The 12,185-nt window shown below is 39.4% G+C and carries 10 protein-coding genes; 2 read left to right on the top strand and 8 right to left on the bottom strand.

Annotation, left to right across the window (positions count from 1 at the left end; all coding sequences use genetic code 11):
- Positions 1-2: 2 nt before the first annotated feature.
- From CD001_RS01910 to CD001_RS01890, 5 genes are all read right to left on the bottom strand, one after another.
- A complete protein-coding gene (locus CD001_RS01910) occupies positions 3-947 on the bottom strand; it encodes an ABC transporter permease (protein WP_218839231.1) in 945 nt (314 codons plus the stop codon).
- A 23-nt stretch (positions 948-970) separates the two neighbouring features.
- The gene (locus tag CD001_RS01905) at positions 971-1,942 is read right to left on the bottom strand and encodes an ABC transporter permease (RefSeq protein ID WP_096185950.1); all 972 of its coding nucleotides are present in this window, start codon (positions 1,940-1,942) and stop codon (positions 971-973) included.
- A gap of 96 nt (positions 1,943-2,038) precedes the next feature.
- Positions 2,039-3,721 carry an ABC transporter substrate-binding protein gene (locus tag CD001_RS01900; RefSeq protein ID WP_218839230.1) on the bottom strand — a complete coding sequence of 561 codons (1,683 nt, stop codon included), beginning with the start codon at positions 3,719-3,721 and terminating at the stop codon, positions 2,039-2,041.
- Between the two features lie 451 nt (positions 3,722-4,172).
- A complete protein-coding gene (pdxK, locus tag CD001_RS01895; RefSeq protein ID WP_096185949.1) occupies positions 4,173-4,979 on the bottom strand; it encodes a pyridoxine/pyridoxal/pyridoxamine kinase in 807 nt (268 codons plus the stop codon).
- Between the two features lie 111 nt (positions 4,980-5,090).
- A complete protein-coding gene (locus tag CD001_RS01890) occupies positions 5,091-6,323 on the bottom strand; it encodes an aminopeptidase (RefSeq protein WP_096185948.1) in 1,233 nt (410 codons plus the stop codon).
- A gap of 334 nt (positions 6,324-6,657) precedes the next feature.
- On the opposite strand from CD001_RS01890, the gene CD001_RS01885 reads away from it, so the two are divergent.
- Positions 6,658-8,508 (top strand): LTA synthase family protein, encoded by a 1,851-nt coding sequence (locus tag CD001_RS01885; protein WP_096185947.1) that lies wholly within the window; start codon positions 6,658-6,660, stop codon positions 8,506-8,508.
- 528 nt (positions 8,509-9,036) lie between these two features.
- Positions 9,037-9,546: a hypothetical protein gene (locus CD001_RS01880; RefSeq protein ID WP_096185946.1), complete on the top strand. Its 510-nt coding sequence runs from the start codon at positions 9,037-9,039 to the stop codon at positions 9,544-9,546.
- 301 nt (positions 9,547-9,847) lie between these two features.
- Here CD001_RS01880 and bshB2 read toward each other — a convergent pair whose 3' ends face one another.
- From bshB2 to CD001_RS01865, 3 genes are all read right to left on the bottom strand, one after another.
- Positions 9,848-10,525: a bacillithiol biosynthesis deacetylase BshB2 gene (gene bshB2, locus CD001_RS01875; protein WP_096185945.1), complete on the bottom strand. Its 678-nt coding sequence runs from the start codon at positions 10,523-10,525 to the stop codon at positions 9,848-9,850.
- Between the two features lie 16 nt (positions 10,526-10,541).
- Positions 10,542-10,892: a YojF family protein gene (locus CD001_RS01870; RefSeq protein ID WP_096185944.1), complete on the bottom strand. Its 351-nt coding sequence runs from the start codon at positions 10,890-10,892 to the stop codon at positions 10,542-10,544.
- Positions 10,893-11,164: 272 nt separating this feature from the next.
- Positions 11,165-12,109, bottom strand: a complete 945-nt coding sequence (locus CD001_RS01865) for an ATP-grasp domain-containing protein (RefSeq protein WP_096185943.1) — start codon at positions 12,107-12,109, stop codon at positions 11,165-11,167.
- Positions 12,110-12,185: the final 76 nt, after the last annotated feature.

The following is a 12,185-nucleotide window of genomic DNA, read 5'->3' as shown; positions in this document are numbered from 1 at the left end:
AATTATCTCCTCCTTAACCTAGGATTCACGATGTCTTCCAGAGCTCTTGCGACGAAGAAAATGGAAACGAGAAGTAAGACGATAGCTAAGCCGGGTGGGATAGCCCACCACCAAGCGGTTCGAGAGTTACCAGTTGAGAAGTTATCGTGTAAAATCTGTCCCCAGCTCGTCATTCCAGGATCTCCAAATCCAAGAAAGGCAACAGATGCTTCTGCGGTAATCGCCCAATTGACCATAAACGCCATTTCTAACAAAGCTAGTGGGACGACATTTGGCAAAATATAGAGCAGCATAATCCGACCGTGACCTGCTCCAGCAACTTTAGCCGCTTTGACAAAAGGACGTTTTGCTACAGAAAGGACTTGAGAACGGACAATACGGGCAACTGTCCGCCAAGTTAGTAATGAGACAGCTAAAATAATATTCCATATACTTGGCTCCAATAGAGCGACAAGGACAATGACAAAAGGGATAAAAGGAATCGCATAAAAGATATCGACGATTCTCATGAGAAGGTTATCGATCCAACCTCCAAAATAACCGGCAATAATCCCGATAGCTGTACCGACAAACGTAACAAGAACTGCGGCTAATATACCTACAATCATTGCTGTCCGAGTTCCTTGGACGACTTGACTAAATACATCCCTTCCTGTATTTGTCGTTCCGAATAAGTGATCGGTAGAAGGCGGCTGTAGCCTGACGACTTCTCCAGATTCATCACGGTTCGTTTCATAGACATCATATGGAGCGATTAAATCTGTAAAAATCGCTACGAAAGTGAAGAAAATGATGATGATCAAACCAGTTAACGCCCATTTATCTCTTTTTACATTTTTCAAAAACATGCGAAAAACATGATTACTTTTCTTTTTGTTTTGTTTAGGGTCTTGATTAGGTTGAATCGGTACTGGATTTGTTTTAGCTCGTACAGCTGATTTACTCATAGACAAGCTCACCCCATTTCTATTTATTTATAAGAAATACGTGGATCAAGGTAGGCATAGACGATATCTGCTACTAGATTCATAATCATAATGAGGGCAGCCATAATAATAAATGAACCTTGTGCTAATGGATAATCGTGTCGCTGTGCCGCTAAAACAATTTCCTGTCCTAGGCCTGGCCAGCTGAAAACATACTCAACTAACACTTGACCGCCAATTGCAGAACCGATAAAAAGGGCTCCAGCCGTAACGACGGGAAGCAGAGCATTTCTTGCTGCATGTCGAAAAAGAATTTTCCTTTCTTTAACCCCTTTTGCTTTTGCCATTTCTATGTAATCTTCACCCATGACTTCAAGCATTGTATTGCGCATAATTAATAACGGGGTAGCTAAGAAAAATACTCCGGCAACGATCGTCGGTAAAATTAAATGCCAGACAAAGTCCCACGTAAAGTACACCTGCATCCAATTATCTGCTTCGTATCCAGATGTTCGAATGCCTGAATGGGGAAACCAGCCTAATATAACTGAGAATAAATAAATGGCCATAATACCGAGCCAAAATGTTGGAGCAGAACGGAATACGAGAGCTAATACTGTAGCGAATGATTCTCCCCATGTACCTCTTCTCCATGCCATCCAAGCTCCGCCAAACACACCGATTCCATAGGCGAAGATCATTGCAGCGAACATTAAGATGAGAGTAGACGCCAGCTTATCTCCGAGAATTTCGATTGTGTCTCTGTTGTAATAAAAAGATTGTCCAAAATCAAAGCGTAATAAGTCAGCCATAAAAACGGTATACTGGGTCCACAATCCATCATTTAATCCGTACCTTTCCATCATTTGTTCACGAGCTTCTTGAGGGATGGAAGGATCAATCATTGCTGCAGAAGGATCTCCAGGCATGATACGGAACATAAGGAAAATTAACGTTGCAACAATGAGTAAAGTAATGACCATTTGTATCGTTCGTTTACCGATATATTTAAGCATGATGTAACGATCCACCACCTTTATTTAAGAGGTCATAATTGAGTGTTCTTGAAATGGAGAAAGTCGACGGAGCGCCGACTTTCTCCTCGTAGAAATTTAATTGTTTGGCATCCTTAACCGTCCATCTTCATCCCATGTGTAACCAGCGTCTGAAAGTATTTCCCTTGCTCGCTCCGGGTCAAATTCAGGACGTTCAACATCGGGATTATGCCAAAATTCATTTGCTTCATTAATGACAAGCCCAGATCCGCCTCGTTGTCCGAACCCTTCTAAATGAACATCGAGAATTTCATCGAAGTCAATTGTATGGGCAATCGCTTGACGGAATGCTGTGTCATCGAAAGGCTCTAGTCGGGTGTTGAAACTAACATATTGATAGCCGATATCAGGAACTTCAATCATTTCCAAATGTGCTAGGCTTTCTGCCTGATTAATATGTGCTGGGATAAATTGTTCTCCGTTCGTATCAACATCGCCAGTTTCAAGTGCTGTCATGACTCCTTCATTTTGTGAATAAAGATCAACGATGTAACCGTCAATATTGACATCATAAAAATGATCATCGAATCTAGCTGTTCGAAGTTCTTCGCCACGTCTCCAAACTTCAAATGTAAATGGACCGCTGCCAATCACTTCATCATTATTAAATTCTTCGGGGTGATTCAATCCTTCATCTTCAACGATTGTTTCCCAAATATGTTTTGGCAAGATTGGGATTTGCGCTAATGTGTTGTTTATAAATGGAGCATATGGTTCATTTAATGTGAAACGGACAGTATTATCATCGACAATTTCTACTGTATCGATTGGGTTTAGAAATGCCAAAAAGTAGCCAACTTCCCAATCAATCATATATTCATAGGAGAAAGCAACATCTTCAACCGTAACAGGTTCACCATCATGGAAATTCATTCCGTCTCGTACTGTTACGTCAATTGTTGTGTCATCCACAATGTCCCAGCTTTCAGCTGCCCAAGGTTCAGGTTCCCCTTCTGGTGTTAAGCGGATGAGTTTATCATAAATAAGACGAAGGTTTCTCCATTCATAAACACTATTTGCAGCTAGTGGGTTTAAAGTGTCCAAGTCATGAATACTTGCGATACGTAAAGTGGCATCATCGGTTAACGGCTCAGCATCCATTGGCATCCATTCACTGAAAATTCCCTCACCAGGCATCGCATTCATATTTGTAAATCGTTCATGATTATATGCATGATAAAGATCACGTGCATAAAGTGTAATTAATGGAGCTTCGTCAGCAAGCATTTGTTGGGCTTCAAAGACGATTTCCCTGCGTTCGTCCGGATCCATCTCTTTTCGTTGGGCATCTGCTAATTCATCATAAGCAGGGTTACTATAGCCAGTTGTGTTATTCCCACCCGGTTCTGTGTTTGATGAGTGGAAGATAGAGTATAAGAACATATCAGGATCGATTCGTTCCACTCTTCCAGACCAGCCGATTGTATACACATCGAACTCTTGTGAGTCACCATATAAACGGCCTGTAAGTGTATTGAATTCAAGTGGTTCGACAGAGACGTTCATTCCTAGCTCTTCCCATTGAGTTTGCATCATGAGTGCAGCTTCATAGTTTTGCCTGTTTGCCTCTTGGGTCGAACTATTAATGACAATGTCTCGTACAATTTCACCGTGTTCAACATCCTCCCCAGTTGATTCATCAATAACGCTGCTCGTCTCCTCGTCATTATCGCTGCACGCAGCAAGAATGATCACAAGTGAGATCAATAGAAAGATTGATTTGTAACGTTCCAGCTTCAATAAAATTGCCCCCCCTCAATATTTTTTCTGTTTGTACTAAGTTGTCTGCCTTATTCTATTCAACGACATTCTTTTTCTCAATGCTCGTTATAATCTATGTACTGCGAACAAATTCACTTTTCTTCGTTTTACTAAATAATACTCGCCGATACTTAATTATTGGAAAATTCTGATTTGACAGAAAACGATATTTTTCTTGTAATGAATAGGTCATTATAACTATGTAGTCGAATGTTAACTGAAAGGTTGAAATAGAGAGGAGGGAGAAAGTGAAAGAAGGCTAACGGTATTTAATTGAGCTAAAATAAGCTGGGAGTGCATGCAGTTTGAGTAGATGTCGCACTTATCTATTTGGTGAAAGCTTCCAGCAATAGTGATTTTGAATTCTATTAAATAAGAAAATAAAAAGAGCTGCCCTCAAAGTTCACTTTGGACAGCCTTCATCTACTTATTATTTGACGCTTCGGTTTGCATATCGTTTAACAGGGCCAATGTATTCGTTTAATGGGAACGATTCACAAATAGCATTCGTAATAAAGGATTTTGCAGCTTTGACAGCTGTATGAGCATCATGACCATTTGCCAGCCCCGCACAAATCGCTGCAGCGTATGTGCAGCCGGCACCGTGAGTATAGTCGGTCTCGATTTTTTCAGATTCTAAAAGTTCGAATGTTTCTCCATCATAAAAAACATCAACTGCTGTTCCGCCTATTGAACTTCCGCCTTTAATCAAGACGTATTTTGCCCCTAGCTCTTTTATTTTTACAGCAGCTTCTTTCATTTGCTCGACCGTTTCAATCGGTTTAACTCCGCTTAACTGGCCAGCTTCGAATAAATTAGGTGTCACAACAGTTGCAATTGGCACAAGTGATTGGCGATAGCTGATTGTATGCTCTGGGTGAAGAGGTTCATCTGCACCTTTACACACCATAACAGGGTCAACAACAACGTTCTTTATATTCTTTTCCGTTAATTTCTCAGCTGCCATTTCGATCATTTCACTAGAACCGAGCATCCCCGTTTTGGCTGCATCGACACCGATACCATCAAGAATCGTTTCTAACTGTGTCTCTACAACGTCGATCGGTTGTGGGAAAACTTGATGAGCCCAATTATTTTTTGGATCCATCGTTACAATAGTCGTCAAGGCATTCATTCCGTAAACACCAAGTTCATGAAATGTTGTTAAGTCTGCCTGAATGCCGGCCCCACCACTCGTATCGGAACCGGCAATTGTAATCGCTTTTTTCATCGTCATATGTTTCGCCTCCAAATAAAGAAAAAATAGTAACAGCTCCTGCTAAAAGATTAACAGAAGCTGCGCTATTCGTCATGCCTTATGTGAGGTTGATTAAAAATGATGAAGAGGTTAGATTGCCCATTCTCCTTGACGGAATAAAGGTTCACTCGTACCGTCAGCTTTTACCCCGTCAATATCCATTTCTCCTGAGCCGATCATAAAGTCGACGTGAGTAATACTTTGGTTTAAGCCGACTTTTTCTTGGTCTTCCTTAGACATTTTAGGTCCGCCTTTGACACAGAATGTGTACGCGCTACCTAATGCAATGTGATTCGATGCATTTTCGTCATAAAGAGTATTGTAAAATAGAATACCTGACTGTGAAATAGGTGAACTATGTGGAACGAGTGCTACTTCACCTAAAAATTTCGCGCCTTCATCCGTGTCAAGTAAATGTTTGAGCGTGTCTGCACCGACTTCAGCTTTATAATCAACAACTTTGCCGTCTTTAAATGTTAAAGTGAACTTATCAATTAAATTTCCGCCGTAATTAAGTGGTTTTGTATTTGTGACATATCCATTGACACCTTGTTTTTTCGGTGCAGTAAACACTTCTTCAGTAGGCATATTCGCTACAAAATGAACACCTGCTTCGTTTGCACCGCCACCACCTTTCCATATGTGGCCTTCTGGCAGCTCAATCGTTAAATCTGTTCCAGGGGCGCGGTAATGGAGTTTCTGATAATTTTTTTCGTTCAAAAATTGCGCTTTTGTCTGTAAATTCGTGTCATGCTCTTTCCAGGCAGCCACAGGGTCTGCAGTGTTTACACGAACCGCTTCGAACATTGCTTCCCATAATTTAGCTTCTTGCTCCTCTTCAGATGCATCTGGGAATACTTTCGCTGCCCATGATTTTGAAGGAGCAGCAACAACAAGCCAACTTAACTTGTCTGATTGAATATACTTGCGGAACGTATCCATTGCTTTTCCAGCAGTTTTGTTTGCAGTTGCAATTCGCTCAGGATCTACACCTTTCAAAAGGTCTGGGTCAGTTGATTTTACGGTCATAAATGCAGCCCCGTTTTCGGCCATCTCTTCAAACCCTTTTGCTTTCCAAAGTGGGTAATCTTTGAAAGCTTCAAATGGAGCCATATCAAATTTCATTCGAGTTAATTCGTCATCACTCCACTCAATATGAACATTTTTCGCTCCAGCCTCATATGCTTTCTTGGCAATCTTCCTTACTAAATCAGCAGAGGAAATTGGTGCAGAAACGACTAACGTCTGTCCTTTTTGAACATTGACACCGATTTTAACCGCTAATTCAGCGTACTTTTCTAATTTTTGTTCAAATTGTCCCATGTCTATTCTCCCTTATCTTATGTAGTCATCCCTTTCATTGTATCAGCTTCCAGAGAATTTTGAAACTTTCATCATTTGTGTATCGTCTCTATTATATAGAAGGGTTTGGTTAATGTTTATCGTGAACAGGGTATAGGAGAGTAAGTCATCATTCCGGTTGAACAAGCCTGCGAAATCTATAAAAAAATGTAAATATGAAACAATTATTGTAGGAGAGTTGTCTTCTTTCATAAAATGAATAGGAATAATTTCTTATTATTGCTCGTTTAACTAGAGAGGGATTATGTTTGAACAACCTTTAGTATAAGGGAAATGTGAAGAAAGGATGGCTATTATGAAAGCCTTTGTCCGTGACCATAAGCTGATGCTTTTTTGCCTCGCTGTCATATGGTTAAAGACATTTATTGTTTCTATTTTTACTTTCAATTTAAATATAAATCAAGTATTTGAAGGTGTAATTTTTGCGTTAAATCCACTTGCATTTCTGCTCGTTGTTTTTAGTATCGGACTTTTAATGAAGCCTAATATACAAAGTAAGTATTATTTTGTCATTAGTCTGTTATTGACAGTAGTTTTATACTCGAATGCGGTCTATTACAGGGAATTCAGTGATGTTATCACGTTGCCTATGCTAGTGATGAGTACGAATATGGGTGACTTAAGCACGAGTATAATTGAATTGATTCAGTGGTATGACCTGTTCTTTTTCATCGATATTTTTATTATCGGTTTTCTCATCATGAAAAAGCCTCAATACTTGTCCGTTCGCCAAACACCACTTAAACAAGGAAAACATAAGTATGCGATTATTGCGGTGACTGCTTTAACAATTGTCGGCGTTTCCCAAGCAGATCGATTAGGGACATCTGACACTCGGGCTCACTCTTTTAACCGTGATCATCTTGTGCAATCGATTGGTTTATATAACTTTTATGTATATGATGCATTTGTTCATATGTCTACAAGTACTCAGACGGTATTTGCTGAAAAAGATGACTGGGACGATATCGAAGAACACTTGGACCAACGCAGAGTCAATGCGAACAGTGAGTATTTCGGGGCTGCTGAAGGAATGAATGTGATCGTTGTTTCGTTAGAATCGGTTGAAAACTTTGTTATCGGTGAGGAAGTGAATGGTCAAGAAATTACGCCATTCATGAACGGGCTCATTGAAGAAAGCTTTTATTTTGACAATTTCTATTATCAAACTGGTCAAGGGAAGACGTCAGATGCAGAATTTTTAATAAACAATTCCCTTTATCCGTTAGGGCGAGGGGCAGTATTTCATACACATGCAGATCACAAATATTTTGCACTTCCTGAAATGTTAAGGGATATCGGCTATCACACTGCGTCATTTCATGCAAACGATGAGACGTTTTATAATCGCGATGTCATGTATGAAAATCTAGGTTACGATCGGTACTATTCATTTGATGACTATGACATTAATGAGGATAATACAGTTGGATGGGGCTTGAAGGATATCGACTGGATTGAACAATCAATGGAATATGTAGAAGAAATACGAAAGCCGTTTTACGGTACCTTTCTTACTTTAACGAATCATTTCCCTTATGAACTAGATCCCGAGGACCACTTCATTGATCGTTATGATTCGGAAAGCGAGATCGTAAATCGGTATTTTCCGACAGTTCGCTATACGGATGAAGCGATGAAAGATCTCGTTGAGAAATTAAAAGAACAAGGTATCTATGAAAATACAATGTTAGTCATGTATGGTGATCATTATGGTATTGCTGAGAGTCATTATGATGAGTTAGGTGATTATTTAGATAAAGACCTAGACCAATTCGAATCAGTTAAGCTTGAACGTGTACCGCTCATTATTCATATTCCTGGAATGGAAGGGGAAACAATTAGTTCGGTATCAGGCCAAATTGATGTCATGCCAACGTTAATGAACCTTTTAGGAATTCAAGAAGAGGAATTTTTCATGTTTGGCTCAGACTTACTCAATGATCAAAGAGAGGATTTTGCCGTATTAAGGAATGGTACAGTTATTACAGATGAAATCATCTATACGGCAGAAACGTGTTATGACAATCATACAGGTGAAGAGATTTCCATGGATCATTGTCTTTCAGCTAAAGAAAAAGGTGAATCAGAACTTTACTACTCTGACAAAATTATATACGGCGACTTGTTAAGATTTAAATATTAGTGCGTGTTCAAAAAGAAGAACAAAAGGAATCAAGTAGATCTATGCGACAAAGTTTTGAGTAGCGGCGCGTATGGTGTTCATACGTGCGTAACAGAGAAACGAGTCAACGCAGAGATACGAAAGCTATTTTACTCGGATTTTTGAGCATCCTCTATTAGGAAGCAGTGCTCGGCTCTCCATAGGTATAGATACAATCAATTGTGTTTTTCTATACTTTGTATTGGAGATACCGGGCATTTTTTGTACCATCAGAAATGATGAAACTTATGGACGATAGTTTTGTTTATATCCGGATGCCTAAAAAGCTAAAATATTGAATGTAGCTGACCAAATGATTCGTTACGATTTTTCTCATCCTTTTCACGATATAACGGATTGGATGTCCTCCAGCGCTATAAAAATAATCGTCTTTTGTGAAAATAACGGATTCTATGTCCTTCAAGAGGTTGAATAGAACAAATTAGTTTAATAATTTTGTAGTTTGTGGTATATTAATAAACTATATATTTAAAAAGGGGGTGAAAATGTATGAACGGACTTGCTGGACCGTTTACCGATAAATATTTTCGTTACATTGTCAGTTGGCTTTTATTTGGGGTATTTGGAACGGTTTTTCTTAGCCAGTGGGGGGTGATTTACAGTTTACTCAGTTTGCTGACAGCTGTTATATTGTCCTTTGGAATCGACTTATTGATTGCCGCAATTGTAAAATATAAAGTGAAGGCGATCGTAAAAGAAGACACAATCCTCATCGTTGATGCCGTTAGACATAGTCTGGAAAAACGAGGTTACTTAGTTGTAACTAAAAATTATGTGCTATTTGTTCCGTTATTTACGAATGTAAAGACGGTAATTGAAATGAAAAATCTTGTTCGGTATCAATTTGATGGCCGTACTGTCGAATTAATCGCTAAATTTCCTAACCAATATAGACCATTTGCCTTTTCGATCATTTCATCGAAAAAACTCTCACATGAACTTGAAAAGAGAACGGAGGAGTCTGTTCCATATCAATTTGATGATGTGAAGCAACACTAATAACTGAATTTAACATCTCCAGAAAAGCCGCCAAAGTTTGAAAGTGAAGTGAATCGTTGGCCGGTGAAAACTACGCTCTAACTTCCCTTAAACTAAAAAAATCTTTAATCATTTCTTTTACCCATAATTGTCTTTTTTTTATACGGTATCGTTTTTATCTCCACTAAAAGAATCAAGGTACTTATCGAGACCGCTGCGGTTATCAGTCGTTAACGTATCGTATACTAGCGACCAAGAAGAAAAAATCTGCCTCTCCCTGATCCATTAGATGAATCCTGGTAGAGGCAGTTTGATTGTTGTTTTATTCCTTTATATGATCATGAATAGGGTATGTCCAAAAACGTTCTGTCGTCATTCGTTCCTTTATCGTTTCGTCATTTTCCTTAAATCTTTTTTTCATGACATCGATAATACCTGCCGTCTGTGATTCGTGAGCTTCAATGACTTTAAGCTTTTGGTCGGCATGATCAGCAATATGGTTTTCTATATCCGGTGACCCGATTACGTCCTCACAGCCTTCTGAGAATGCGAGAGCATGTACAGTCGGTCTACTATCTTTAGGAAAACGTTGTACAGCTTGAATCACAGCTGCTCCGGTTGCATCATGATCCGGGTGAACAGCATATCCTGGGTAGAAGGTGATCACGAGCGATGGATTTGTTTCTTCCATCAATTTATACAATCGTTGAATGAATAATTCTTGGTCTGTAAATTCGACAGTTTTGTCACGCATTCCAAACATACGTAAGTCTTTAATACCGAGCAGTCGACAAGCTTCTTGAAGCTCAGCTTTGCGAATCTCAGGCAATGTTTCTCGATTTGCGATGAGAGGTCTGCCCATATTTCTTCCCATTTCTCCAAGAGTTAAGCATGCGTAGGTGACAGGTGTTCCTGCTGTTGTATGAGAAAGAATGGTGCCAGCTACCCCGAATGCTTCATCATCTGGGTGGGGGAAAACAACGAGTACATGTCGTTCCATCATATCACTTCCTCACTTATTTCTTAAAAGGTGTTTCGCTTAATTCAAGTGCTATTGCTAATTTACCTTCGGCGTCGTGACCGGCAAATAATACTTGACCATGTTCATTAATGTGCAAGTCTGTTAACCCTTCAGCGTATAACCAGCCTAATTCAGTTTCAAGGCCGATGCGGTAAGGGCCCTCTCCTTTAATTTGCCCTTGCACAAATGTCAGCTGAACATTCCGAATAAATGCACCTGCAGAAAAGAATGATTGGTCTTTATGTGATGCATAAGCACCATTTGTTGTTTCTAAGTGAATATAAAGTTTTTTTCCTGTAAGCTCTGTCAGTATATCTTGAGCTTTTTGCGGATCAATCGGTTTCATCGTTTTGACCTCCTGATACTATAAGAGAATGTCCAAAAGTCGAGAAAAACACTGCTACAGATGTAGTGGCGTTGTTTATGGCATCCCTTTTGAACATGTGCTTTAACCACTTCTTACATAAATGATACTAAAAAAAGAAGGGAATGTCTTGATAGGGGCTTTCATTTTTAAAAATGAATCCATTTAAAGACTTCCCATCGTATATTATTTATTCTACCACCATATAAAAAACCTAAAGATGATCGTATGAATGCTTATGCTCACGAATTTCATTATTTGTTTGATAAAACTGCTTTTTTTAATGTGCGAGCGACCTCATTCATCCCAAATATGCCAGCGGCTTCCTCAGCTTGGGGGTTATAGTTTGTGTTCGTATTAACGTCATACGTGTACGTATTTCCATTTGCGTCTGTAATATGCTCGATTCCAGCAAAGGAGATCTGTTCCTCTTTTAAAAACTGTTCATATTTTTCAATTAGTGGACTCGAAAAGTTTTTAATGATTTCAAATTTTGGGCGTTTCGTGGCAGAAGCTTCTGATCCGTCTGTCGGACAAAATTGTTCACCAACTGTACAAGCTTCTGCAGGGCAAAGTTCAAATCCTTCTGAAGTATCAACTTTTACTGCATAAAGGAACTTTCCTCCAATAAATTCACATCTCGTAATCGTCTGATCTGGAGAGGAAATATACTCCTGAAGCAACATAACACCGTCAACAGAAGGTTCTAACTGGCCAGATTCAATAAATTGTTTTAACGCTCCAACGGATTGGAATTGGTGTACTCCTAATCCTTTTCCAGCACGGTTATGCTTCGTAATAAATGGTTTAGGAAAATGTTCTGCTGCTTGAATCAACTGTTGATCCCCGACAACTGCTGTCGTTTGAGGTACTGTAATACCATGTTTTTTTAGCGCTTCATACTGTGCAACCTTGCTTAATTCTAATCCTAACGCATTTCGACCGTTTAAAACGGTTCTTCCATATGCCTCGAGCCAAGTTAACATAGCATGAGTTAACTCTGGGGCATAACGGTGCCCTCTAGAATGCGAAGAAGCGCTCATCCGGTTATAAAAAACGCCGTTTGGAGGAACGGAATCTAAAGGGACACTGCCCTCACGCAAATGCCAGTTTTCATATGGCACACCCTCATTTTTTAACGCGGAAAAAAGCGGTTCACACCATTCTTCATTTTCGTGTATCACGTATACTTTATCCATTTCTCATCCACCTTCCTTAAAAATAAGAACATTTATTTTCATTCTCGATTAACGTCTAAAAGAACAAACCGTGGCA

The sequence above is a fragment of the Evansella halocellulosilytica genome (assembly GCF_002335745.1).
Classification (GTDB): domain Bacteria; phylum Bacillota; class Bacilli; order Bacillales; family Salisediminibacteriaceae; genus Bacillus_CA; species Bacillus_CA halocellulosilytica.
This window is presented reverse-complemented; position numbering and strand designations above follow the sequence as displayed.

Coding starts and splice junctions, on each gene's coding strand:
- CD001_RS01910 (WP_218839231.1), bottom strand. CDS start 947: ATGAGTAAATCAGCTGTACGAGCTAAAACAAATCCAGTACCGATTCAA.
- CD001_RS01905 (WP_096185950.1), bottom strand. CDS start 1,942: ATGCTTAAATATATCGGTAAACGAACGATACAAATGGTCATTACTTTA.
- pdxK (WP_096185949.1), bottom strand. CDS start 4,979: ATGACGATGAAAAAAGCGATTACAATTGCCGGTTCCGATACGAGTGGT.
- CD001_RS01890 (WP_096185948.1), bottom strand. CDS start 6,323: ATGGGACAATTTGAACAAAAATTAGAAAAGTACGCTGAATTAGCGGTT.
- CD001_RS01885 (WP_096185947.1), top strand. CDS start 6,658: ATGAAAGCCTTTGTCCGTGACCATAAGCTGATGCTTTTTTGCCTCGCT.
- CD001_RS01880 (WP_096185946.1), top strand. CDS start 9,037: ATGAACGGACTTGCTGGACCGTTTACCGATAAATATTTTCGTTACATT.
- bshB2 (WP_096185945.1), bottom strand. CDS start 10,525: ATGGAACGACATGTACTCGTTGTTTTCCCCCACCCAGATGATGAAGCA.
- CD001_RS01870 (WP_096185944.1), bottom strand. CDS start 10,892: ATGAAACCGATTGATCCGCAAAAAGCTCAAGATATACTGACAGAGCTT.
- CD001_RS01865 (WP_096185943.1), bottom strand. CDS start 12,109: ATGGATAAAGTATACGTGATACACGAAAATGAAGAATGGTGTGAACCG.